This is a genomic window from Phyllobacterium sp. NPDC097923 (assembly GCF_044760925.1).
Lineage (GTDB): Bacteria > Pseudomonadota > Alphaproteobacteria > Rhizobiales > Rhizobiaceae > Phyllobacterium > Phyllobacterium calauticae.
In genome coordinates this window covers 279,124-300,600 of the sequence record NZ_JBIWBL010000002.1, presented here as the reverse complement: position 1 = coordinate 300,600, position 21,477 = coordinate 279,124, and the positions used below count along the sequence as shown (strand labels likewise).

General features: G+C 58.3%; 27 protein-coding genes. 10 read left to right on the top strand and 17 right to left on the bottom strand.

Annotated elements, in window-relative coordinates; translation table 11 throughout:
- The first annotated feature begins 2 nt into the window (after window positions 1–2).
- Window positions 3–440 carry an OsmC family protein gene (locus ACIQWS_RS13830; RefSeq protein WP_346306078.1) on the top strand — a complete coding sequence of 146 codons (438 nt, stop codon included), beginning with the start codon at window positions 3–5 and terminating at the stop codon, window positions 438–440.
- A 78-nt stretch (window positions 441–518) separates the two neighbouring features.
- Here the strand turns inward: ACIQWS_RS13830 and ACIQWS_RS13825 are convergent, their stop codons facing one another.
- The 5 genes from ACIQWS_RS13825 to ACIQWS_RS13805 all read right to left on the bottom strand — a co-directional run bounded on the left by ACIQWS_RS13825 (window position 519) and on the right by ACIQWS_RS13805 (window position 4,813).
- Window positions 519–1,298, bottom strand: a complete 780-nt coding sequence (locus tag ACIQWS_RS13825) for a succinate dehydrogenase iron-sulfur subunit (protein ID WP_105734229.1) — start codon at window positions 1,296–1,298, stop codon at window positions 519–521.
- Window positions 1,299–1,312: 14 nt separating this feature from the next.
- Window positions 1,313–3,160: a succinate dehydrogenase flavoprotein subunit gene (gene sdhA, locus ACIQWS_RS13820; protein ID WP_403180070.1), complete on the bottom strand. Its 1,848-nt coding sequence runs from the start codon at window positions 3,158–3,160 to the stop codon at window positions 1,313–1,315.
- Between the two features lie 2 nt (window positions 3,161–3,162).
- A complete protein-coding gene (sdhD, locus tag ACIQWS_RS13815) occupies window positions 3,163–3,546 on the bottom strand; it encodes a succinate dehydrogenase, hydrophobic membrane anchor protein (RefSeq protein WP_223613870.1) in 384 nt (127 codons plus the stop codon).
- Window positions 3,547–3,559: 13 nt separating this feature from the next.
- Window positions 3,560–3,958: a succinate dehydrogenase, cytochrome b556 subunit gene (sdhC, locus tag ACIQWS_RS13810; RefSeq protein ID WP_403180065.1), complete on the bottom strand. Its 399-nt coding sequence runs from the start codon at window positions 3,956–3,958 to the stop codon at window positions 3,560–3,562.
- Window positions 3,959–4,339: 381 nt separating this feature from the next.
- Window positions 4,340–4,813, bottom strand: a complete 474-nt coding sequence (locus tag ACIQWS_RS13805; protein ID WP_105734225.1) for a GNAT family N-acetyltransferase — start codon at window positions 4,811–4,813, stop codon at window positions 4,340–4,342.
- A gap of 192 nt (window positions 4,814–5,005) precedes the next feature.
- Here ACIQWS_RS13805 and ACIQWS_RS13800 point away from each other — a divergent pair, with 192 nt between their 5' ends.
- From ACIQWS_RS13800 to ACIQWS_RS13775, 6 genes are all read left to right on the top strand, one after another.
- Window positions 5,006–5,410 (top strand): hypothetical protein, encoded by a 405-nt coding sequence (locus ACIQWS_RS13800; RefSeq protein ID WP_223613872.1) that lies wholly within the window; start codon window positions 5,006–5,008, stop codon window positions 5,408–5,410.
- Window positions 5,411–5,477: 67 nt separating this feature from the next.
- Complete coding sequence (queC, locus tag ACIQWS_RS13795; RefSeq protein ID WP_403180058.1) at window positions 5,478–6,188, top strand: 7-cyano-7-deazaguanine synthase QueC; 711 nt, start codon at window positions 5,478–5,480, stop codon at window positions 6,186–6,188.
- Window positions 6,185–6,844, top strand: coding sequence for a 7-carboxy-7-deazaguanine synthase (queE, locus tag ACIQWS_RS13790; protein ID WP_403180055.1), 660 nt, complete (start codon window positions 6,185–6,187; stop codon window positions 6,842–6,844). The genes queC and queE overlap by 4 nt, the downstream gene beginning before the upstream one ends.
- 54 nt (window positions 6,845–6,898) lie before the next feature.
- Window positions 6,899–7,285, top strand: a complete 387-nt coding sequence (locus tag ACIQWS_RS13785; protein WP_105734221.1) for a 6-carboxytetrahydropterin synthase — start codon at window positions 6,899–6,901, stop codon at window positions 7,283–7,285.
- 23 nt (window positions 7,286–7,308) lie between these two features.
- Window positions 7,309–7,743 (top strand): preQ(1) synthase, encoded by a 435-nt coding sequence (queF, locus tag ACIQWS_RS13780; RefSeq protein ID WP_403181007.1) that lies wholly within the window; start codon window positions 7,309–7,311, stop codon window positions 7,741–7,743.
- A gap of 27 nt (window positions 7,744–7,770) precedes the next feature.
- The gene (locus ACIQWS_RS13775) at window positions 7,771–8,196 is read left to right on the top strand and encodes an OsmC family protein (protein WP_223613877.1); all 426 of its coding nucleotides are present in this window, start codon (window positions 7,771–7,773) and stop codon (window positions 8,194–8,196) included.
- Window positions 8,197–8,292: 96 nt separating this feature from the next.
- On the opposite strand, the gene leuC is transcribed toward ACIQWS_RS13775, so the two are convergent.
- The 7 genes from leuC to rimM all read right to left on the bottom strand — a co-directional run bounded on the left by leuC (window position 8,293) and on the right by rimM (window position 14,193).
- The gene (leuC, locus tag ACIQWS_RS13770) at window positions 8,293–9,702 is read right to left on the bottom strand and encodes a 3-isopropylmalate dehydratase large subunit (RefSeq protein WP_403180048.1); all 1,410 of its coding nucleotides are present in this window, start codon (window positions 9,700–9,702) and stop codon (window positions 8,293–8,295) included.
- 183 nt (window positions 9,703–9,885) lie between these two features.
- Window positions 9,886–10,704 carry an amino acid ABC transporter permease gene (locus ACIQWS_RS13765; RefSeq protein WP_288192792.1) on the bottom strand — a complete coding sequence of 273 codons (819 nt, stop codon included), beginning with the start codon at window positions 10,702–10,704 and terminating at the stop codon, window positions 9,886–9,888.
- Between the two features lie 8 nt (window positions 10,705–10,712).
- A complete protein-coding gene (locus ACIQWS_RS13760; RefSeq protein ID WP_403180042.1) occupies window positions 10,713–11,507 on the bottom strand; it encodes a basic amino acid ABC transporter substrate-binding protein in 795 nt (264 codons plus the stop codon).
- Between the two features lie 207 nt (window positions 11,508–11,714).
- Window positions 11,715–12,167: a 50S ribosomal protein L19 gene (rplS, locus tag ACIQWS_RS13755; protein WP_105734617.1), complete on the bottom strand. Its 453-nt coding sequence runs from the start codon at window positions 12,165–12,167 to the stop codon at window positions 11,715–11,717.
- A gap of 193 nt (window positions 12,168–12,360) precedes the next feature.
- Window positions 12,361–12,888, bottom strand: coding sequence for a GNAT family N-acetyltransferase (locus ACIQWS_RS13750; RefSeq protein WP_403180037.1), 528 nt, complete (start codon window positions 12,886–12,888; stop codon window positions 12,361–12,363).
- 13 nt (window positions 12,889–12,901) lie between these two features.
- Window positions 12,902–13,618 (bottom strand): tRNA (guanosine(37)-N1)-methyltransferase TrmD, encoded by a 717-nt coding sequence (trmD, locus tag ACIQWS_RS13745; RefSeq protein ID WP_403180034.1) that lies wholly within the window; start codon window positions 13,616–13,618, stop codon window positions 12,902–12,904.
- Window positions 13,615–14,193: a ribosome maturation factor RimM gene (gene rimM, locus ACIQWS_RS13740; RefSeq protein ID WP_403180030.1), complete on the bottom strand. Its 579-nt coding sequence runs from the start codon at window positions 14,191–14,193 to the stop codon at window positions 13,615–13,617. The genes trmD and rimM overlap by 4 nt, the downstream gene beginning before the upstream one ends.
- 154 nt (window positions 14,194–14,347) lie before the next feature.
- Here rimM and ACIQWS_RS13735 point away from each other — a divergent pair, with 154 nt between their 5' ends.
- The 3 genes from ACIQWS_RS13735 (at window position 14,348) to ACIQWS_RS13725 (ending at window position 16,909) form a co-directional block, all read left to right on the top strand.
- Window positions 14,348–15,304, top strand: a complete 957-nt coding sequence (locus ACIQWS_RS13735; RefSeq protein ID WP_403180025.1) for a tyrosine recombinase XerC — start codon at window positions 14,348–14,350, stop codon at window positions 15,302–15,304.
- A 152-nt stretch (window positions 15,305–15,456) separates the two neighbouring features.
- Window positions 15,457–16,524 carry a TraB/GumN family protein gene (locus ACIQWS_RS13730; RefSeq protein ID WP_346306092.1) on the top strand — a complete coding sequence of 356 codons (1,068 nt, stop codon included), beginning with the start codon at window positions 15,457–15,459 and terminating at the stop codon, window positions 16,522–16,524.
- A gap of 139 nt (window positions 16,525–16,663) precedes the next feature.
- A complete protein-coding gene (locus ACIQWS_RS13725; RefSeq protein WP_403180020.1) occupies window positions 16,664–16,909 on the top strand; it encodes a hypothetical protein in 246 nt (81 codons plus the stop codon).
- A gap of 68 nt (window positions 16,910–16,977) precedes the next feature.
- Here the strand turns inward: ACIQWS_RS13725 and lpdA are convergent, their stop codons facing one another.
- The 5 genes from lpdA to odhB all read right to left on the bottom strand — a co-directional run bounded on the left by lpdA (window position 16,978) and on the right by odhB (window position 21,471).
- The gene (gene lpdA / locus ACIQWS_RS13720) at window positions 16,978–18,384 is read right to left on the bottom strand and encodes a dihydrolipoyl dehydrogenase (protein ID WP_403180017.1); all 1,407 of its coding nucleotides are present in this window, start codon (window positions 18,382–18,384) and stop codon (window positions 16,978–16,980) included.
- A gap of 33 nt (window positions 18,385–18,417) precedes the next feature.
- Window positions 18,418–18,948 (bottom strand): hypothetical protein, encoded by a 531-nt coding sequence (locus tag ACIQWS_RS13715; protein ID WP_346306095.1) that lies wholly within the window; start codon window positions 18,946–18,948, stop codon window positions 18,418–18,420.
- An 8-nt stretch (window positions 18,949–18,956) separates the two neighbouring features.
- Window positions 18,957–19,619: a LysE family translocator gene (locus ACIQWS_RS13710; protein ID WP_403180014.1), complete on the bottom strand. Its 663-nt coding sequence runs from the start codon at window positions 19,617–19,619 to the stop codon at window positions 18,957–18,959.
- Between the two features lie 2 nt (window positions 19,620–19,621).
- Window positions 19,622–20,071, bottom strand: a complete 450-nt coding sequence (locus ACIQWS_RS13705; protein WP_403180011.1) for a VOC family protein — start codon at window positions 20,069–20,071, stop codon at window positions 19,622–19,624.
- A gap of 119 nt (window positions 20,072–20,190) precedes the next feature.
- The gene (odhB, locus tag ACIQWS_RS13700; protein WP_346306098.1) at window positions 20,191–21,471 is read right to left on the bottom strand and encodes a 2-oxoglutarate dehydrogenase complex dihydrolipoyllysine-residue succinyltransferase; all 1,281 of its coding nucleotides are present in this window, start codon (window positions 21,469–21,471) and stop codon (window positions 20,191–20,193) included.
- Window positions 21,472–21,477 lie beyond the last annotated feature (6 nt).

The following is a 21,477-nucleotide window of genomic DNA, read 5'->3' as shown; positions in this document are numbered from 1 at the left end:
CAATGGACAGACAGGCAACTGCAATCTGGAAGGGCGCCTTGAAAGACGGTGCAGGTACCCTTGATACGCAAAGCGGCGCACTGAAGGGGCTTCCCTATAATTTCAAGGCCCGTTTCGAGGATGCAAGCGGCACAGCGGGCACCAATCCGGAGGAACTTCTCGCCGCCGCCCACGCCGGTTGCTTCGCCATGCAGCTTTCGCATTTCCTGGCTGAAAACGGCACACCGGCCGCGAAACTCGATGCCAAGGCAACCGTCAGCATCAACCCGGCCGCTGGTGGCGGTTTCGAAATCACCAAAAGTGCCATCACGCTCATTGGCGATGTGCCCGGTATCGACGCCGCGACCTTTTCAAAACTGGCCGAACAGGCAAAGGCGTCCTGTCCGCTGTCAAAGGCACTCGGCGCCATTCAGGTCACACTCGACGCAAAGTTGGCCTGAGCAGCGCGTCAAACGTATCAAACAAAACGGGCGCTTCGAGCGCCCGTTTTTATGCAATCATCTTGCGTGACCAATCGCCTAGACCCGGCGTTCGACCATCATCTTCTTGATCTCGGCGATTGCCTTGGCGGGGTTCAATCCCTTCGGGCAGGTCTGCGCACAGTTCATGATCGTGTGGCAACGATAGAGCCGGAAGGGGTCTTCCAGATTGTCGAGACGTTCACCCGTTGCTTCGTCGCGACTGTCGATCAGCCAGCGATACGCCTGCAGCAGAACCGCCGGTCCGAGATAGCGATCGCCATTCCACCAGTAACTCGGGCAGGATGTCGAGCAGCAGGCGCACAGGATGCACTCGTAGAGGCCGTCAAGCTTGGCACGATCATCGTGGCTCTGCAGCCATTCCTTTGCCGGCTCCGGCGAAACCGTCTTGAGCCAAGGCTCAATCGAACGGTGCTGGGCATAGAAGTTTGACAGATCCGGCACCAGGTCCTTGACCACGGGAAGATGCGGCAAGGGATAGATTTTGACCGCGCCCTTGATCTCGTCCATGCCCTTGGTGCAGGCGAGCGTATTGGTTCCGTCGATGTTCATCGCGCAGGAGCCGCAAATGCCTTCGCGGCAGGAGCGTCGCAGTGTCAGCGTCGGATCGATCTTGTTCTTGATCCACAACAGGCCATCGAGAACCATCGGGCCGCAATCGTCGAGATCGACATAATAGGTATCGATCCGCGGATTCTCGCCATCATCGGGCGACCAGCGATAGATGCGGTATTCCCGAAGATTGTTGGCACCCTGCGGGCGGTCCCAGGTCTTGCCGGGACGCATCTTCGAGTTCTTGGGAAGTGCAAGTTCAACCATGATGCTCTGATCCCTTAGTACACACGCGCTTTCGGCGCGATCTTGGCGAGGCTGATGCCGCCGTCCTCTTCCTTGACCAGCGGGTCAAGGTGAACAGGGCGATAGTCGAGCTTGACCTCACCCTCGGGCGAGAGCCAGGCAAGGCTGTGCTTGCGCCAGTTGATGTCGTCACGGTTGGGGAAATCCTCATGGGCGTGGGCACCACGGCTTTCCTTGCGCGCTTCGGCGGCAACCACCGTCGTCAGCGCATTGGCCATCAGGTTTTCCAGCTCCAGCGTTTCCACCAGGTCAGAATTCCAGATCATCGAGCGATCCGTGACCTTGATGTCCGGCAGTTCGCTCCAGATTTTCTCCATGCGCTCAACGCCTGACTTCAGCGATTCCGACGTGCGGAACACCGCAGCGTCTTCCTGCATTGTCTTCTGCATCTTTTCACGCAGGACCGCTGTCGGCGTGCTGCCATTGGCATGGCGCAGGCGGTCGAAGCGCTCCATGATCTTCTCAACCGATGCCTCGTTGATCGTCGGGATCTTGGCATTGCGGTCGATCACCTGACCGGCACGGATGGCTGCGGCCCGGCCGAAGACCACCAGATCGATCAGCGAGTTCGAGCCGAGCCGGTTGGCGCCATGCACCGAAGCACAGCCCGCTTCGCCGACAGCCATCAGGCCCGGCTGTATGCGGTCCGGATTATCCTTGGTCGGATTGAGCGCTTCACCCCAATAGTTGGTTGGAATGCCACCCATATTGTAATGCACCGTCGGCAGGACCGGGATCGGTTCCTTGGTCAGATCCACACCGGCAAAAATCTTGGCCGATTCGGAAATACCGGGCAGACGCTCGTGCAGCACAGCCGGATCGAGATGGTCGAGATGCAGGAAAATGTGATCCTTGTTCTTGCCAACACCGCGGCCTTCGCGGATTTCCAGGGTCATGCAGCGCGAAACCACGTCGCGCGATGCCAGATCCTTGGCCGATGGCGCATAGCGCTCCATGAAGCGTTCGCCCTCGGAGTTGACGAGATAGCCGCCTTCGCCGCGTGCGCCTTCCGTGATCAGGCAGCCGGCACCGTAAATGCCGGTCGGATGGAACTGAACGAATTCCATATCCTGCAGGGGCAGACCAGCGCGCGCCACCATGCCGCCGCCGTCGCCGGTGCAGGTATGGGCTGACGTTGCCGAGAAGTAGGACCGGCCGTAACCGCCCGTTGCCAGCACCACCATCTTGGCGGCAAAACGATGGATCGTGCCGTCGTCGAGATTCCAGGCAACGACGCCGGTGATCGTGCCATCCGCATCCTGAATGAGATCGAGCGCAAAATATTCGATGAAGAACTGCGCATTGTGGCGCAGGCTCTGGCCATACAGCGTATGCAGGATCGCATGGCCTGTGCGGTCAGCAGCCGCGCAGGTGCGCTGCACGGGTGGACCATCGCCATAGTTCATCATGTGGCCGCCGAAGGGGCGCTGGTAAATCTTGCCCGCTTCGGTACGCGAGAACGGCACGCCGTAATGCTCCAATTCGTAGACCGCAGCCGGCGCTTCACGCGCGAGATATTCCATGGCGTCGGTATCGCCGAGCCAGTCCGACCCCTTGACGGTGTCGTACATGTGCCACTGCCACGAGTCTGGGCCCATATTGCTCAGGGAAGCGGCGATACCACCCTGTGCCGCAACGGTGTGCGAGCGGGTCGGGAAAACCTTGGTGATACAGGCTGTCTTCAAGCCTTGCTCGGCCATACCCAGCGTCGCGCGCAGACCGGCGCCGCCGGCACCCACCACAACCACATCGAATTTGTGGTCAACGAATGTATAGGCCTTGCCGTCTTTGCCGGCGGTCCCGTTCTTGTCTGTAGTTGCCAAGATTAGCCTCCGAAGCTCAGCTTGATGATCGCAAAGACGCAGGCAACGCCCACCACAAGGGTGAAAAACGTATTGAGCATCAGACAGGCGATCTTCTTGCCTTCGCTGGTTACGTAGTCTTCGATGATGACCTGCATGCCGAGGCGCATGTGATAGAGACCCGAAATGATCACCATCAACAGCACCAGCCCGGTCAGTGGGTGGGAAAGAGCAGCCCGGGTTTCCGCATAGCTTGCGCGATGCAGGTAAATGATCAGGCCGATGAAAAACAGCATAAGCGGCACGTTGGCAACGGCTGTCAGCCGCTGGCGCCAGAAATGCTCGGTCCCTTCGTGTGCGGAACCCAGCCCGCGGACTTTCTTGAGCGGTGTGCGCATTTCACTCATTGTCCCGCCTCCTTTACAAAACCGTGAACGCCGCGATCCAGATCAGGATCGTCAACGCGATGGAGACAACGAGCGAGGCGATGGCCATCTTCGTGGTGGTGTTCTTGTCGAGTCCGCGGCCCGTATCCCAGATGAGATGGCGAATACCGCCGATCATGTGGTGAACAAGCGCCCAGGTGTAGCCGAGCAGGACGAGAAGACCGATCCATGAACCGAATACCCAGCTGACAATGTTGAACTGGCTCTCGCTGGTCGCAGTCGCGATCAGCCACCAGGCGACCAGCAGCGTGCCGAAATACAGCGCGCCGCCGGTGATGCGGTGAACGATGGACATGACCATGGTGGGAATTGGTTTGTAGATTTGCAAATGCGGCGACAGCGGCCGGTTTGCATGCAGGTTTGTCTTGCTCATAGCGTCCCCAATGATAAGCGCCGCGCCATTTGAACCTTGATTGACGGGCAGGGCCGAAAGGCTGGATAGAGGCAAATTTAGAAGGGTTTTAGTCCCGTTTTTGCACTGCGTCAAAGGCCCATTCACACCCCTCATGCGGCGAATTGGCAACAAACGCAAGTCCATAAGGTTTCTTTAGAAAATTCAATCGTTTAAAGCACCACAGAGAGCCCGAAAGGCCCCTATTTCACGTCAAATCGGCAATCAATTTTATTTGAGTGAGTCTATCCGGTTTAACCGGTTTCAGTGCATCTCGACCCTCAATTGTGCAACGCGAACGGGACATTCCGAGTCGCTCCCAGGATGTCCCGCGCATCTTCAGGGCGCTGGGGCAGGTCCGTTCTACTGATTGCCAAAACGGATGATGAAACTGGTCCAGTCGGCAGGCGCCGCAATCTGTTCGTACAGTTTGCGGCCATCTTCCGGCAGACGCGGCGCGTTGAGCGACAGTTTTGTCCAGCCGCGTTCTTCCGCCTTGTCGGCGAGAACATCGATCAGCGCCTTGGCGATACCCTTGCCGCGATGGTCGTGATGCACATAGATATGATCCACCTGCCCGGCACGCATGCCGGAGACAGGCTCGGGCAGATCATAGAAAATCACAAAGCCCACCAGATGGCCGTCGAGTCGCGCTCCGGCGATCTCCGCCGCACGGTCCCGCAGCAGGTTTTCCGCGTAGTAATCGTCCGGGCGGCGGGGTGCTCCGCGCTTCAGCGCCTGGGCATAGCTGGCCAGAAGAGGTGCGAACTCGTGCGCATCATTGAGATGCAGCAGAGAAATGTCGACGGCGTGTTCATCCGGGCTCTTTGTCGTCATGGTCGCATCATCCCTTTCACTCCGGCAGCACTTCCGGCTGCCTCGCTGTGTTGAGGATTGGTTGATTGCGCACCGCACGTCAACCGGCGGACCGCAGCAAAAATCGATTCAAAGGCGTTTTGACGGATGACAAGCGTTAATAAAAGGTTAATGCTTGGACTGTTGCAGCCCATTCAACCAAGGAGCTTGTCCATGTTCGCCTTCCGCAAACACACGGCCGCGCTTTTGTTGTCGGGCCTGACCGTTGTCGCCGCCACGCACAGCGCGGCTGCCTACGACATCAACCTGCGTGATGCCTATGGCGACGAATATGGCAACATCATCGTGCAGGACCCCAATGGACCGAAGATGATCTTTGTCGGCGCGACAGCTGCCAAATCGGACAGACTCGCCCGCGAACTCCGCAAGAAGGTTGCCGTCTACAAGCGGGCCAAGGGACCGGCGATCATTTCTCCGCCCGGCGATCCCTATGTTGTGGGAGTTATTCCGCCGCCCAATACACGCTGTGATGGCCCGATTGTCGTGCGCGGTCGCGGCTACATGTATGGTATCAACCGTGGCGAAACGCCCATTCTCGGGCTTCCAGGCTGCCAATAGCCCACATTTGATTTGCCTCGCTGGTCCGCGCCCTGTAAGGGGGCCGCTTCATTGAAGAGGTTCATTCATGGCTCGTAATGCTGATGGCGCACTCGTCCTTTTTTCCGGCGGGCAGGATTCTGCAACCTGTCTTGCCTGGGCGCTCTCCCGGTTTGACCGGGTGGAGACGGTCGGCTTCGACTATGGCCAGCGCCACAGGGTGGAACTGGACGTGCGCAATGATTTCCGCGCCGAAGTGATCCGCCGGTTTCCCGATTGGGCGGAACGCCTTGGCGACGATCACCGGCTCGATGCCGGCGTCATCGGCCAGCTCGGCGCTACCGGGATGACCGAAGACATTGCCATCAAGATGGCAGAGAACGGCCTGCCCAACACATTCGTGCCCGGCCGCAACCTTTTGTTTTTCACGCTTGCCGCTGCCCTCGCCTACCGGCGCGGATTGCGCGTCATCGTCGGCGGCATGTGCGAGACGGACTATTCCGGCTATCCCGACTGCCGCGACGACACGCTCAAGGCACAACAGGTCGCCCTTTCGCTGGGACTGGATCGCCGCATCACCATTGAAACCCCGCTGATGTGGCTGGACAAGGCTGAAACCTTCGCACTGGCTCGCGATATTGGCGGCGAACAGCTGCTCGATATGATCATTGAAAACACCCACACCTGTTATCTCGGCGACCGTTCGGCCCGTCACGCCTGGGGCTATGGCTGCGGCACCTGCCCGGCCTGCGCCCTGCGTTCCGGCGGCTGGTCCAAATTCAAGGCTGAAGCCGCATGACTTACGCCGTCAAGGAAATTTATCTGACGCTGCAGGGCGAGGGCTACCATACCGGCCGCGCCGCGGTGTTCATGCGTTTTGCCGGATGCAATCTCTGGTCGGGGCTTGAGCGCGACCGGGCGGACGCCCAATGCCGGTTCTGCGATACGGATTTCGTTGGCGTGGATGGCCCCGGCGGCGGCAAGTTCAAAACTGCCGAGGCGCTTGCCGATGCCGTTGCCGGCGCCTGGCCAAAAAGCGCTCGCTCCAAGGGCAAGCCCTATGTCATCTGCACCGGCGGCGAACCGCTGCTGCAGCTGGACAAGCCGTTGATCGACGCCTTTCACGCGAGAAGCTTCGAAGTCGGCGTCGAGACCAACGGCACGATTGCAGCACCTGATGGCATTGACTGGATTTGCGTGTCGCCCAAGGCCGACACCACCCTTGTCCAGACCAGCGGTCACGAGCTCAAACTTGTCTATCCCCAGGCGGAAGCCCGGACCGATCCGGCCCGTTTCGAGCGCCTTTCCTTTCAGCATTTCTATTTGCAGCCTCTTGACGTCATCGGTGATCCGGCGCAAACCGCCCGGCATGTGGCATCTGCAGCGGCCTATTGCCTCGCCCATCCGCTTTGGCGGCTGAGCACGCAGACACATAAACTGATCGGCTTGCCCTGAGGGCAGGCTTTTTTGGCGGGCGCCTGTATTGCGCCAGAGCTGACGGGAAAAACCATGAGAATCTTTATCGACTTCAATTTTGAAGCGGCTCACCATCTGCCGCACTCTTTTCCGGACGGGCATGTCAACCAGCGCCTGCACGGACACAGTTTTCGCGTTCGCGTCAGCCTGCAGGGCCGGCCGGACCCCAAAACCGGGCTGATCGCCGATCTTGGTGCGGTCAAGACCACGGTCGACAGCGCAAAAGACGCATTGGATCATCGTTATCTCAACGAAATTGCCGGACTGGAGTTGCCGACGCTTGAAACCATCGCCATATGGCTGTGGCGGCGTATTGCTCCGGACCTTCCGGCGCTGGCCGAGATCGGCATTTACCGCGACAGCTGCGGTGAAGGCTGTGAATATCAGGGCGAATTTGAAACACTGGAGGAAGCGGCATGAATCATTACGCAGAACAGGCAACGATGCTGGGCAAGGATGTTCCAATCCCGCATCATCCCGATGAAGCCTTGCTCGACGCTGTCCCCAACCCGCAGGCCGGGACACTGTTTCTGGCACGCTTCACCTGCCCGGAATTCACCTCGCTGTGCCCCGTGACCGGCCAGCCGGATTTCGGCCATCTGGTTATCGATTACGCGCCGGACCAGGCGCTGGTCGAATCCAAGTCGCTGAAGCTTTTTCTGACCAGCTTCCGCAATCACGGTGCCTTTCACGAGGATTGCACCGTGAATATCGGCAAACGCATCGTGGAAGCGGTCAAGCCGCTCTGGCTGCGCATCGGCGGTTACTGGTATCCGCGCGGCGGTATCCCCATCGATGTCTTCTGGCAGACAGGGACGGTACCGGAGGGTCTGTGGCTGCCGGACCAGGGCGTGCCCGCCTATCGCGGCCGCGGCTGACCAGGATATAAAGGGGGAGACGATCCAATGGCTGAACTCAGGGTAAGAACACGGGATGTCGGCGCCACGGCCGTTCTGGAGCGAGGCGGTCAACCCGTTGTCACATCCCATACAGGCGGCGTACTGAATGTCGCCCACGCGGTTTCGGAGCAGGGTTTTGCGCCACTTGATCTGCTCTACGCATCGCTTTCCGCCTGCCTGGTGCTCAGCGCCAAAATGGCGGCGTCGCGGCTCGGCGTTGCCGACAAGCTCGAAGCGGTTCAAGCGCATGTTACGGGCGACAAGGCCAAGGACGGTCTTTCGCGCGTTGACCGTTTCCACATAGCCTTCACCATCACCGGCGATATTGATGACGCGACAAAGCATGCCATCGTCGAGGCCGCGGAAAACGAGATTTGCACCGTAAGCAACACGCTGCGCGGCGATCCGGCCTTCACGACAACACTGAGCTAATCCGCCTTCCGGCGAGAATGCGCGGTAAAAAAGGTTGTAAAAAACGGGGCCAGTGGCCCCGTTTTTTATGGAGTTACACAGGAACTGGCGCGAAGCCTATTTCCACTCGCGAATATCGACGAAATGACCGGCGATTGCGGCGGCGGCGGCCATGGCCGGCGAAACGAGATGCGTACGGCCCTTGAAACCCTGACGGCCCTCGAAATTACGGTTCGACGTGGACGCACAGCGCTCGCCCGGCTTCAGCCGGTCGTCATTCATGGCAAGACACATCGAGCAGCCCGGCTCGCGCCAGTCAAAACCGGCAGCCCTGAAAATCTTGTCGAGGCCTTCCGCTTCCGCCTGCTCCTTGACCAGACCCGAACCTGGAACGATCATGGCATCGACCGTTTCCGCAACCTTGCGGCCTTCGACAACCTTGGCGACAGCGCGCAGATCCTCGATACGGCCGTTGGTGCATGAGCCGATAAAGACCCGATCAAGCTTGATCTCGGTCATCGGTGTGCCCGGCTTCAGACCCATGTAGTCGAGTGCACGCCACTTCGACGTACGCTTGTTTTCGTCGGTGATTTCGTCAGGATTAGGCACCGCACCGGTAATCGAGATCACATCTTCCGGCGACGAGCCCCAGGAAACGATGGGCGGCAGGTCGGCGGCATTGAGCACGACCACCTTATCGAAATGGGCGCCCTCGTCAGACTTCAGTGTCCTCCAGTACTCGACCGCCTGATCGAACGCTTCACCCTTCGGGGCGCGCGGCTTGTCCTTCACATAGGCAAAGGTTGTTTCGTCAGGTGCAATCAGGCCTGCGCGGGCACCGCCTTCGATCGACATGTTGCAGATCGTCATGCGGCCTTCCATCGACAGCGCGCGGATGGCTTCGCCGGCATACTCAATGACATAGCCGGTGCCGCCAGCGGTGCCGATCTCGCCGATAATGGCAAGGATGATGTCCTTGGCGGTGACGCCGGCCGGCAGAACGCCATCAACACGCACCAGCATGTTCTTGGCCTTTGACTGGATCAGCGTCTGGGTGGCCAGAACATGCTCGACTTCCGACGTGCCGATGCCATGGGCAAGCGCACCGAAGGCACCATGCGTCGATGTATGGCTGTCGCCGCAGACAATCGTCATGCCCGGAAGCGTGAAGCCCTGCTCCGGTCCGATGATGTGGACGATGCCCTGGCGGATATCCTTCTCGGAATAATATTCGACGCCGAAATCCGCAGCGTTCTTCGCCAATGCTTCGACCTGGATACGGCTTTCCTCGTTCTTGATGCCGTTGACGCGATCCGGCGAGGTCGGCACATTGTGGTCGACGACAGCCAGTGTCTTTTCCGGATGGCGGACTTTGCGGTTGGTAAGGCGCAAGCCTTCAAAAGCCTGCGGGCTGGTCACTTCATGCACAAGGTGACGATCAATATAGAGAAGGCAGGTGCCATCGTCCTGCTGATCAACCAGATGATCATCCCAGATCTTGTCATAGAGTGTACGTGGCGCAGTCATCGCGATATCCTCGGCAATGGTAGGTGCTGTAAGATTATGTCGTGGACATATGCACTCGGTGTCTACTTACGTCAAGAAACAAGCGATAAAAGTAATATTTCGGCGACAAAGCGCCGCGACCGGCGCCCGATTATCCATGATTTTGATGCGATTCTCCCGGCATCGTTATGAGCCACGTGCAGCTCAGGTCCGATCATTCAGCCGCGCTTCAAGCCAACGCAGGCCCAGGGACAGACTGATCGTCAGGATCAGGTAGACATAGGCAACGACGGAATAGGTTTCGAAAAAGCGGAACGAACCCGAGGCATAGACCTTGCCCATCTGCGTCACGTCGACGACGCCAAGCACCGATACAAGCGACGAGTCCTTCACCATCGAGATGAAGTCGTTGCCATAGGGCGGCAGAATGGTGCGCAAGGCCTGGGGCATCACGATCAGCCGGAAGCGCTGGAACCGTTTCAGCCCGAGCGACTTGGCCGCCTCGATCTGCCCCGCATCGACAGCCTGGATACCCGCGCGAAAAATTTCCGCCAAAAACGCCGCATAGGCAAGTGTCAGGGCAATGATCGCCCGCCACAGAAGTGAAAAATCCCGCACCTGCAAAGGCTCGAACAGGCCGGCGCTCTGCAGCGGATGGGTGAGGAAATTCCACAGGGCGACAACTGCCGGCGCCCCGACAAAGGCGATGTAGAACAGGAGAACCAGCAGAGGAATTCCGCGAACGATTTCGACGTAGAACCGGGCGGTCTGCCGCAGGACGATATGTTCCGAGAGGCTCATCAGCGCGAGCAGAAGGCCAAGCCCCGATGCGAGCAGGAATGCCAGGAGCGAGACCCAGACGGTGATCCAGATGCCTTGCGAGACCGTGGAGAACACCTGCCCGTAGATATCGCTGACCAGGATGGCTATGCCGAGCACAACAGCGATGGCCGCGGCAACGGCCAGCCACCAGGGGAAGTCCTTCCTGACGAAAGGACTTCTGTTCTGTGAGGGAACTGACAACCGGCCGCCTACTGGCCAAGCTTGTAGTCGAGGAACCACTTTTTGTTGAGGGCATCGAACGTGCCGTCGGCCTTCAAGGCTTCGATGGCCGCATTTACCGGGCCAACGAGATCGGAGCCTTTGGCGAAGATGAAGCCGAAATCCTCAGCACCCAACGGGCCGCCAACGAGCTTCAGGGCACCGCCGGACGCATCCACATAGCCCTTGCCCGCCGTACTGTCAGTCAAGACCACGTCAACGTCGCCGGTCTTGAGAGCCTGAATCGTCGCGCCAAACGTTTCGAACAGCTTGATACGCGGATTTTGCTCGTTACCGTCAAGCAGATTGTAGACGGCCACATAGAAATTGGTTGTACCCGGCTGGGCGCCGACAAGACCGTCTTTAATTTCGCCAAAGGTCTTTGCATCGGAAAAGCGCTTTTCATCAGCGCGAACCAGCATGAATTGCTCGGAACGCATGTAGGGTTCGGAAAAATCCACCTTCTGCTTGCGCTCGTCATTGATGGTGATGCCGGTCATGCCGATCTGGTACTGATTGTCGGCCACGGCCTGAATCATCGCATCCCAGCTGGTATTCAGATATTCCACTTTGAAATTCAACCGTTTGGCAATTTCATTCATGGCATCATATTCCCAGCCGATCGGCTTGCCGGTTTTGGGATCGACAAACTGCAGCGGCGGATAGGCATTTTCTGTCACAACAGCAACTTTCTTGCCGCCAAGGTCGGGAAGGGGAGCCGCCAGCGCGGAAAATGGAACCATGGCGAGTGCTAGCCCCGCCAGAAAAACGGATCGCAAGTTCATGTCAGACCTCTAATATTGCGTTTTGATCAAGCGAAGCACAAATTTCATTTTATGAAGGCCCCGTCAATCCCCGAACGGCATGCAACTGCTTTATTCGCTATCGCGCAAGCACGATTTTTTCAACCGGGCAAGGAAACGGAAACAGACCTTGCCAGAAACAAAAAAGGCGGTCCGAAGACCGCCTTTTCAAACTCAAAACAATCGCGCTTATTCAGCAGCGGGTGCCTTGGCAACGGTTTCTTCCGTTACCTTTTCGGCTGTACCGGTGACCGGAACAGCGGCTTTGCCCTTGCGGTTGTCCTTCTTTTCGACAATGCGGGCAGCCTTACCGGTCAGGCCGCGCAGGTAATAGAGCTTCGCACGGCGAACCTTGCCGCGACGGACGATCTCTACGCCTTCAACCAGCGGGGAAATGATCGGGAATACGCGTTCAACGCCTTCGCCGTAGGAAATCTTGCGAACTGTGAAGTTCTCGTTGATGCCAGCGCCGTTGCGGGCAATGCAGACGCCTTCATAAGCCTGAACGCGGGTACGTGTACCTTCCGTCACGCGAACATTAACGCGGACTGTGTCGCCTGGCTTGAAATCCGGAAGCACGCGCTTGGCTTCGATTTTTGCTCTCTGTTCGAGATCGAGCTGACGAATAATATCGACGGTCATCGTCTTCATCCTTTTCTTTTTCAAACAGCCAGAGCGCTCAACACTTGCAATGCAGCATCCTGGCCGCATGTCTATGCCTCTGAGGAGGCAGGAGCGAATTCACCATCCATTGATTATCGGACTTGGGATTTTCCCGAGTTCGCGGCCAGATACACCATAAAAGTCCGTTTGTCACCTCTGGCAGCGATTCTTTTTAGCGCTGATTGCCACCCGAGTCGAGGTGAAGCGGTTTCCGCATGAAAACCCGTTGTGTCTCGTCAAGGCCCCTTTCGATGTGATCCCTGCGGATATGCACCAGCGCAGCACTGAGAGCACCGTCGGGAATATCGGTGAATCCAAGCCGCCGGTAATAGGGCGCATTCCACGGAACATCCCGGAATGTGGACAACAGCAGTCCCATCCTGGCCTCTTTTCGGGCACGATCCTCCACCAGCCCGATCAGTGCCGATCCGATACGTTTGCCGGCATGGAGCGGATCCACATCGATCTGTTCGATGTAGAGATGATCATCAACCACATCAAAAATCACGAAGGCGACCGGCCGTTTGTCAACCGCAACAAGAAGGCGATTCTGACTTATCCGTTCAAGCAGAAGGGACGCGGATGTAGGATCGTCATTGGCGATGTCTTCCATGCCGACCGTGCGGAATCGCACCGCGGAGGCCCGTTCAATGGCCTGGACAGCAGGCACATCCCCTGCATCACCGCTGCGAAACTGCATTGTCCTGATCCTGTTATTTACGCGGCTTCCTGGCCTGCGGATAACGATCCCACAGGTCCGGACGCCGCTCCTGCGTCAGTTTTTCCGCTTCAGCCCTGCGCCATTTCTCAATGGCCCCGTGGTTTCCGGAGAGAAGCACGTCGGGAATGCGGCGCCCTTCCCACTCCTGCGGCTTGGTGTATTGCGGATGCTCCAGCAACCCGGTCTCAAAACTCTCCGTTTCACCCGACTGGGCATTGCCCATCACACCGGGCAAAAGGCGAACGATCGCGTCGAGAACAACGATAGCTGCCGTCTCGCCGCCGGAAAGGATGTAATCGCCGATGGAAACTTCTTCAAAGCCGCGCGCTTCGATCAACCGTTCATCGACGCCTTCGAACCGGCCGCACAGAATGATTGCACCGGGGCCCGCAGCAAGCTCGCGCACGCGTTCCTGGCTCAGCGGCTTACCGCGGGGGCTCATGAAGAGCCGTGGCCGCTCATCCACCACCGCATCGACGGCACGCGCCAGGACATCTGCCTTCATCACCATGCCAGCCCCGCCGCCAGCGGGCGTGTCGTCCACCATACGGTGCCGATCCGTGGCGAAATCGCGTATCTGTACGGTTTCAAGCGACCATGCAGTATCAGCCAATGCCTTTCCGGCAAGAGAGACGCCGAGCGGCCCGGGGAACATTTCCGGATAAAGCGTCAGCACTGTCGCCCGGAAACCGGCAGCCTTGCCGCTCATGGCCGCTCTTTCCCGCCATCACCACCCAGCTGCCTGCGCCGCTCTTCTTCTTCGTTCTCGTCAGGAATAAGCCCGGCGGCCGCGGGATCGATAACGACCTGCCCAGCCTTGATGTCGATATGCGGCACGGCGGCCTGGGTGAACGGAATCAGCATCGGCCGGCGTCCCGGTATCGTCAGCTCGATGAGATCACCGCCACCGAAATTGAACATGGCCGAAACCTTGCCATAGGGATTGCCTGCTGCGTCGATGGCATCAAGCCCGATCAGATCGGCATGATAGAATTCGTCTTCCTCAAGCTCTTCCGGCAGTTGCGAACGGTCGATAAACAGCGTCGTGCCGTTCAGCGCTTCGGCCATATTACGGTCATTGACCCCACGGAACCGCACGACGACAACCGTATTGGCCGGGCGGATGGCCAGAATCTCGAAGCTTCTACCGGTCACATCATAAAGCAGGCCATAATCGGCCAGCGCCAGCGGATCACCGGTAAACGTCTTGACCCGCACTTCGCCGCGCGTTCCGTGTGCTGCACCGATAACGGCGAGTTGCACTGGATCATTCAATTTTGCCATCGGGCTGTTCCATTCCTATCTTCTCTTCCCGACGAATTACTCTGTCTTTGGCCAAACGCCAAGTGCGAAGGATCGGCCCTCAAGGGAAAGCGAAACGACTCCGTAAGGACTGTCGTGGCATGGTCTACCCCGATACACGGTAAGGAGTATGGCAATGGTGGCACAGCCCCAGAATGCCGAGTTTCTTGTTTCGGCCCAGCCAGACCTGATCGCAGCACGGGAAGAATGGCTCAGATCACTGAAAAACACCCGGCGTCTGGCGACCAACACGCTGGAAGCCTATGAGCGCGACACCCGCCAGTTCTTCCAGTTTCTCACCGGTCATCTCGCTGAGCCGCCATCCCTGAAGGACGTGGAAACCCTGCGGATTGCCGATCTGCGATCCTACCTGGCGCGGCGGCGGAATGACGGTGCCGGTGCGCGCACGCTTGGGCGTGGTCTTGCAGGCATTCGTTCGTTTCTGCGCCATCTGGAAAAACAGGGCATGGCCAATGCGGCGGCTTCCATTGCCATGCGCGCGCCGAAGCAGCCGAAATCCCTGCCAAAGCCGCTGACGACCGTCGATGCACGCCGCGTGGTGGAAAAAGGCGAACAGCTCAATGAGGAACCCTGGATTGCCGCGCGCAATGCGGCGGTGCTCACTCTGCTCTACGGTTGCGGCCTGCGCATTTCCGAAGCACTCAACCTGGACGGGGCCGCCTTGCGTGATGCCTCGGCGCGTTCCATCCCCATCACCGGCAAGGGCGGCAAGACACGCATGGTGCCGCTCCTGCCCATAGTCCACAGGGCGGTGGAGGAATACCGCACGCTCTGTCCCTACGAACTGGAAGCGGGCAAGCCGCTGTTTCGCGGGGCGCGGGGCGGGGAACTGCATCCGGCGATCATCCAGCGCGACATGCAGAAAATGCGCGGCGCGCTCGGTCTGCCGGAGACCGCGACGCCGCATGCCCTGCGCCATTCCTTCGCGACCCATTTGCTCGGGCGCGGCGGCGATTTGCGCACGATCCAGGAACTGCTCGGCCATGCAAGCCTGTCAACGACGCAGGTCTATACCGGCGTTGACACCGACAGACTGATGGAAATCTACGACAAGGCACATCCCCGCGCCTGAACGGCCCCATATTGATTGTTACAAATAATCTGCAGACTAGTGGTCCGATTCTGACATTCGCTTGGTGCGTGTGATGTCAAATGAGATGCGAATGTCAAATTCGTTCCACTAGCTTTAACGCCTTTTTGTCAAACCCCATATATGCAATGATGATGACCCATTCCGGCCCCACCACTTCTCTTGATCGCATTGCTGAGAGCGCACTGAGGCTCCTGGCTTTTCTGAGCTGGATTCTGCTCGCCTCATTTCTTGTCGTGGCGTTTGGCGCAACCCGTGCCCGTGCGGAGGATGCCTCCTGTGGCGGACGCGATCTCGTCGCTGAAATGGCCAAGTCGGACCCTGCAAAGCTGGCCGCCTTGCGCAAGGAAGCAGCCGCAACGGTGAACGGCAAAGGCATCCTTTGGAAGATCGGAAAGCCGGGAACCAAGCCTTCCTGGCTCTTTGGCACCATGCATTTGACGGATCCGCGCGTGCTCAAGCTTTCAGACGCGGCTCAAACAGCCTATCAGGGGGCGGCAACAGTCGTCATTGAAACCGACGAGGTGCTTGATCCGAAAGCGCCCTTGAAAGTCATGGCGCAGGATCCGGGATTGATGATGTTCACCGACGAGAACACGCTGGAGAAGCTCATTCCAGCTGACAAGCTCGAGGGTGTAAAAGCGGGCCTCGCTGCACGCGGCCTGTCGTTGACGGCTCTCAACAAGATGCAGCCATGGATCGTGACAAGCATGCTGGCCATGCCTCCCTGCGAGCTGACGCGCAGCAAAAGCGGCACAGCCTTCCTCGACGTCAAGCTCGCCCAGGACGCCAAGGCACAGGGCAAGGCTGTCACGGGGCTTGAAACCATCAAGGATCAGCTCAGCGCCATGGCATCCCTGCCGCTGAAATTCCATGTCGAGGGACTTGTCGAGACACTGACACTTGCGCCGAAACTACCCGACATGTTTGAAACCATGACTCTGCTTTACACCCGGGGCGACATAGCCATGATTTTCCCGGTGATACGCTCCATCTCTCCCGATGGCACGGCGAGCGGCGAAAACTATGCCGCGTTCGAGGAAAAGATGGTCAATGCTCGCAACCGGGTTATGGCGGAACATGCGGTTCCAATCATCGACAAGGGCAATGCCTTTATAGCCGTGGGAGCGTTGCATCTTCCCGGAGAAAAGGGGCTGGTGGCACTGCTGCGCAGCAAGGGCTTTACGGTCGAGGCGCAATAACCTTAAATTTTGTCACATCTGGCAGAGTGATTCCAAGCCCTTATATAAGGCTGGTCGACCAGATGATGGGCGATTTCGGAACCTCGTCTGTTCTGAGCCGTTTATTATTCTGAATGCAAAGAGTGTGACGGAGGACAGGATGACCTATGATCCCAATTTGCAGCGTCCGGTGGATACGCAGTCCGATCGTGAGCCCGACGCAGCTCCATCGGGTGGCAGCGGCTTTCTGATCGCAGGTATTCTGATCGCAGCGCTGATTATCGGCGGTTATTATTATCTGAACAACAGTTCGACCATGGATGGCCCGGAACTGGCAGCGCCGACAACGCAGGCGCCCGCACCGGCAACACCCGCTCCCGCCAATTCGGCCCCAAGCAACAACTAGCTCCAAAGTACTTTGGAAACCAAAAAGGCCCGAAACTTCGAGCCTTTTCTCATTTTCATACCTGGTGATTACATATGAATTGGCTTGGCGAAGGTTGCCAGGGCGGCTTCGCGGACGGCTTCCGACATTGTCGGATGGGCATGGGTTGTCCGTGCCAGATCCTCTGACGAACCGCCAAATTCCATCAGGACCGTTGCTTCGTGGATCATCTCGCCGGCACCAAAGCCAACAATGTGAACGCCAAGCACACGATCGCTCGCCTTATCAGCGAGGATTTTGACAAAGCCATCGGTCTGCAGCATCGCGCGGGCACGGCCATTGGCTGTGAACGGAAATTTTCCCGCCTTGTACTCGATGCCGGCTGCCTTCAATTCTTCTTCGGTTTTTCCGACCGAAGCCACTTCCGGCTGCGTATAGACGACACTCGGAATGGCATCGAAATTCACATGTCCGGCCTGTCCAGCCAGAATCTCGGCAACGGCAATGCCTTCGTCTTCGGCCTTGTGTGCCAGCATCGGGCCCTGGACAACGTCGCCGATCGCGTAGATGCCCGCGACGTTGGTCTGCCAATGGTCATTGATTGCCACCCGTCCGCGATCATCAACGGCAACACCGGCTTCCTTGAGCCCGAGACCGTCCGTGTAGGGGCGGCGGCCGGTGGATACGAGAACGGCATCGGCCGCAATGGTCTGGGCTTCACCGCCCTTGACCGGCTCGAACGTCACCTTGGCTCCCTTGCCGGACTTTTCGACGCCCGTTACCTTGGCGCCAAGCTTGAATGCGATTCCCTGCTTCTCCAGCATGCGCTGGAACTGGCGCGATACTTCACCATCCATCGGTCCAAGAATCTTGTCGAGATATTCGACAACGGTAACCTTGGCGCCGAGGCGTGCCCAGACCGAGCCCAGCTCAAGCCCGATGACGCCGCCGCCAACAACAACCAGATTTTCCGGAACCTTGTCGAAATCCAATGCGCCGGTCGAGGATACAATGATTTTTTCATCGAACTTGACATCGACACCCGGAATGCCGGCAACATCGGAACCGGTGGCGATGACAATGTTCTTCACCTCAATTTCCTGCACCTTGCCATCGTCGCCAGTGACGGACACCTTACCCGCCGCCACAACCTTGCCAGTCCCCTTGAACGTATCAATCTTGTTCTTCTTGAACAGGAAGGCCACGCCGCTGACATTGGACTCAACCGTTGCGTCCTTATGGGCAAGCATCGCCTTCAGGTTGAGCTTTGGCGTGCCAACCTCGACGCCCAGTTTTGCATGGGTGTGGCCAGCCTCATGGAAGACTTCCGAAGCATGCAACAGTGCCTTGGAGGGAATGCAACCGATATTGAGGCAGGTGCCGCCAAATGTATCGCGCTTTTCGATCACCGCAGTCTTCAGGCCGAGCTGTGCAGCCTTGATCGCACAGACATAGCCGCCAGGGCCTGTTCCGATGATGACGACGTCATATGACATGTTTCAATCCTTCTGTTCTGACGCAACGCGAAACTATTGTTCGGGCACGCATTCTTTGAAACGGAAGACTTCCCACGGGAAAGCCTCCAAGGGTTTTTCAAGCTTGAAATTGAAGCTGCTCATGGCGCCGGAAAAATCCGGCAAGAGCAATGCCTGGGCCGAAGGCTCCTTGGCCTTTGGCAGGAGCTCGGCATCGGCACCTTCCTTCAAGGCATAAACCACGCCTTTCCAGACCGTGCATTGTTGCAGCTCTGCACCTGTCGCATCGCCCGCCGGGCATTTGTATCTGATGGTTGCATTGGGCCTGCCGCCATCCTTATCCCACATGACAACACCATCCATCTTCAGATCGCTGTCATTCATCTTGATCGTGAATTCATCGGATGTGACCGCCGCGCCATCGTCGGGAACGCTTTTGAAGGTCAGCGTGTAATCATCGTCCCGATCCGTATAGACCGCATGGTCCTGCAGGCACGCCGCGAAAGCTGGCGACGACAGGATCATGCCGAGGGCTGCAAGCAGGGCGACACTTTTTGCGGGACGGGGGCGAAGCAATGCGGTCATCGGTATTCCTAACTCGCCTGCTGGGTAGCAAGCTTGATACCAAGGCCGATGAAAACCAGACCGGTCACGCGGTTGAACCAGCGTCCCCACGCAACAAAGCGATCCCGTACGGATTGCATGGTGAAGAACGTCGATACGGCAACAAACCAGGCAATCAGCGCGGTTGCCATGAACAGGCCATAGGTTGCCTGCACCAGCGCCGGGGTCTCATGGCTGACCAGCGCTGAAAACAGTGACAGGAAGAACAGAACCGGCTTGGGATTGAGCGCATTGGTGACAAATCCCATGAGAAAGCAACGCCAGTCGGAAATATTCTTTTCCACGGTGTCATCGACGGTATCTCCAGGTGCTTCCCCAGATGCTTCCCCAGATGCTTCCATGCCGGGAGCGCGCAGGGCCTTGATGCCCAGATAGAAGAGATAGGCAGCGCCGGCCCATTTCAGCATGCCGAAGAGAAACAGTGATTTGGACACCAGAAGGCCAAGGCCAAGAATGGTATAGCTGATATGGAAGAGCAAAGAGGCGCCGATGCCGAAGCTGGTCATGATGGCGCTGCGGCGGCCATGCACGATGCTCTGCCGCACAACAATGGCAAAATCAGCGCCCGGCGAGACGATCATGATCGAGAAGACGGCCATCAGGCCGAGGAACTCATACATGTAGTGTGACATGCCTATTCTCCGGCAGGCGCTTCAAGCGCGGCGTTGAAGGCCCAGACATGACCGAAGGGATCACGAATACGGCCATAGCGGGCATTCCAGAACGTATCCTCGACAGGCATGATCAGTGTCGCACCAGCCGCCACCGCACGGTTCACCGCCGCATCAACATCGGCAGGCCTTGCGAGATTGATGTTCAGCGCAATGCTCGCCCCGCCGCGGGTGATGGGCGACATGACATCGTTCTCACCGTCCGGGTTTTTGTACTCGGGGAATTCGTCGTGCAGCATGATCGAGCCGCCAAACAGCGACAGATTGGCATGCAACACGCGTTTGCCATCCTCGGCCAGTTGCTTGAAGGTATTTTCGGCACCAAAGGCCTTTTCGTAGAAGGCGATCGCTTCGAGGCCGCCTTTCACGCAGATATGAGGTTCGACAGGTGGGAAATTCGGTGCAAAAGCCATTTTGAATCGCCTTTCATCACGTCATTTTGTGATTGGGCCGCAAGACTAAGTCAATCCGGTGCAATTCACCACACTGCAAAAACGGCCCCGCCTTGCCGGCAAGGCCGTTCTTCGCAATCTTACAGGTCGAGAACCAGACGTTCCGGATCTTCCAGGCTTTCCTTGACGCGCACGAGGAAGGTGACGGCTTCCTTGCCGTCAACGATGCGATGATCATAGCTGAGGGCAAGATACATCATCGGACGGATAACGATCTGGCCGCCGACGACAACCGGACGATCCTGGATCTTGTGCATGCCAAGAATACCGGACTGCGGCGCATTGAGGATCGGCGAAGACATCAGCGAACCGTAGACACCGCCATTGGAAATGGTGAACGTACCGCCCTGCATATCGGCCATGGACAGCGCGCCATCGCGGGCAGCTCTGCCGAGACGGCCGATGTCCTTCTCGATTTCCGCAATCGACATCTGGTCGGCATTGCGCACGACCGGCACGACGAGGCCCTTGTCCGTACCGACGGCCACGCCGACATGGGCAAAGTTCTTGTAGATGATGTCAGTGCCATCGATCTCGGCATTGACCGCCGGGATTTCCTTCAGTGCGTGGGTAACCGCCTTGGTGAAGAAACCCATGAAGCCGAGCTTGACGCCGTGCTTCTTCTCGAAGATTTCCTTGTAGCGGTTGCGCAGGTCCATCACCGCCGACATGTCCACTTCATTGTAAGTGGTCAGCATCGCAGCCGTGCTCTGGGCATCCTTGAGGCGGCGGGCGATGGTCTGGCGCAGGCGGGTCATTTTCACGCGTTCTTCGCGCGATGCGTCATCAGCCGAAGAGGCGGGACGCGCTGCCTGCGGGGCCGGAGCAGCGGCAGGCTGTGCGGCAATGCCCTTGGCGACAGCATCAAGGACATCGCCCTTGAGAACCTGGCCGCGCTTGCCCGAACCCTCGACCTGCGAGACCGAAACGCCCTTTTCCGCCAGCAGCTTTGATGCTGCAGGCGAAGCGGGCATCTCGCTCTCCTTGCGTTCCGTGATCGGCGTGTTGCCGGCAACCTGAGCAGCCTTGTCCTCGGCTTCTGCCGTTGACGACGCACCGGCGGCACCCGATGCCTGGGCGATGGCTTCGGGCTTGGCCTCTTCCTTTTTCGCAGAAGCGGCACCGGCGCCGCCAATCATGCCGAGCAAGGCACCAACCTCGACCGTATCGCCTTCCTTGGCGGTGATTTCCTCAAGGGAACCGGCAGCGGAGGCCGGAACCTCGATTGTTACCTTATCGGTCTCGAGTTCCACCAAAGGCTCGTCGACGGCAATCGCATCGCCGACTTTCTTGAACCATTTGCCAATGGTCGCTTCGGAAACGGATTCGCCCAGCGTTGGGACGCGGATTTCGGTTGCCATGATCTT

What these genes read in the sequence shown, in the direction of transcription:
- queF (WP_403181007.1), top strand. Translation starts at nt 7,309, where the DNA reads ATGCTGGGCAAGGATGTTCCAATCCCGCATCATCCCGATGAAGCCTTG.
- sdhC (WP_403180065.1), bottom strand. Translation starts at nt 3,958, where the DNA reads ATGAGCAAGACAAACCTGCATGCAAACCGGCCGCTGTCGCCGCATTTG.
- ACIQWS_RS13775 (WP_223613877.1), top strand. Translation starts at nt 7,771, where the DNA reads ATGGCTGAACTCAGGGTAAGAACACGGGATGTCGGCGCCACGGCCGTT.
- queC (WP_403180058.1), top strand. Translation starts at nt 5,478, where the DNA reads ATGGCTCGTAATGCTGATGGCGCACTCGTCCTTTTTTCCGGCGGGCAG.
- rimM (WP_403180030.1), bottom strand. Translation starts at nt 14,193, where the DNA reads ATGGCAAAATTGAATGATCCAGTGCAACTCGCCGTTATCGGTGCAGCA.
- ACIQWS_RS13785 (WP_105734221.1), top strand. Translation starts at nt 6,899, where the DNA reads ATGAGAATCTTTATCGACTTCAATTTTGAAGCGGCTCACCATCTGCCG.
- ACIQWS_RS13715 (WP_346306095.1), bottom strand. Translation starts at nt 18,948, where the DNA reads ATGACCGCATTGCTTCGCCCCCGTCCCGCAAAAAGTGTCGCCCTGCTT.
- ACIQWS_RS13710 (WP_403180014.1), bottom strand. Translation starts at nt 19,619, where the DNA reads ATGTCACACTACATGTATGAGTTCCTCGGCCTGATGGCCGTCTTCTCG.
- ACIQWS_RS13825 (WP_105734229.1), bottom strand. Translation starts at nt 1,298, where the DNA reads ATGGTTGAACTTGCACTTCCCAAGAACTCGAAGATGCGTCCCGGCAAG.
- ACIQWS_RS13800 (WP_223613872.1), top strand. Translation starts at nt 5,006, where the DNA reads ATGTTCGCCTTCCGCAAACACACGGCCGCGCTTTTGTTGTCGGGCCTG.
- ACIQWS_RS13730 (WP_346306092.1), top strand. Translation starts at nt 15,457, where the DNA reads ATGACCCATTCCGGCCCCACCACTTCTCTTGATCGCATTGCTGAGAGC.
- sdhD (WP_223613870.1), bottom strand. Translation starts at nt 3,546, where the DNA reads ATGAGTGAAATGCGCACACCGCTCAAGAAAGTCCGCGGGCTGGGTTCC.
- ACIQWS_RS13830 (WP_346306078.1), top strand. Translation starts at nt 3, where the DNA reads ATGGACAGACAGGCAACTGCAATCTGGAAGGGCGCCTTGAAAGACGGT.
- rplS (WP_105734617.1), bottom strand. Translation starts at nt 12,167, where the DNA reads ATGACCGTCGATATTATTCGTCAGCTCGATCTCGAACAGAGAGCAAAA.
- ACIQWS_RS13725 (WP_403180020.1), top strand. Translation starts at nt 16,664, where the DNA reads ATGACCTATGATCCCAATTTGCAGCGTCCGGTGGATACGCAGTCCGAT.
- lpdA (WP_403180017.1), bottom strand. Translation starts at nt 18,384, where the DNA reads ATGTCATATGACGTCGTCATCATCGGAACAGGCCCTGGCGGCTATGTC.
- ACIQWS_RS13735 (WP_403180025.1), top strand. Translation starts at nt 14,348, where the DNA reads ATGGTGGCACAGCCCCAGAATGCCGAGTTTCTTGTTTCGGCCCAGCCA.
- queE (WP_403180055.1), top strand. Translation starts at nt 6,185, where the DNA reads ATGACTTACGCCGTCAAGGAAATTTATCTGACGCTGCAGGGCGAGGGC.
- ACIQWS_RS13750 (WP_403180037.1), bottom strand. Translation starts at nt 12,888, where the DNA reads ATGCAGTTTCGCAGCGGTGATGCAGGGGATGTGCCTGCTGTCCAGGCC.
- leuC (WP_403180048.1), bottom strand. Translation starts at nt 9,702, where the DNA reads ATGACTGCGCCACGTACACTCTATGACAAGATCTGGGATGATCATCTG.
- ACIQWS_RS13805 (WP_105734225.1), bottom strand. Translation starts at nt 4,813, where the DNA reads ATGACGACAAAGAGCCCGGATGAACACGCCGTCGACATTTCTCTGCTG.
- ACIQWS_RS13705 (WP_403180011.1), bottom strand. Translation starts at nt 20,071, where the DNA reads ATGGCTTTTGCACCGAATTTCCCACCTGTCGAACCTCATATCTGCGTG.
- odhB (WP_346306098.1), bottom strand. Translation starts at nt 21,471, where the DNA reads ATGGCAACCGAAATCCGCGTCCCAACGCTGGGCGAATCCGTTTCCGAA.
- trmD (WP_403180034.1), bottom strand. Translation starts at nt 13,618, where the DNA reads ATGAGCGGCAAGGCTGCCGGTTTCCGGGCGACAGTGCTGACGCTTTAT.
- ACIQWS_RS13760 (WP_403180042.1), bottom strand. Translation starts at nt 11,507, where the DNA reads ATGAACTTGCGATCCGTTTTTCTGGCGGGGCTAGCACTCGCCATGGTT.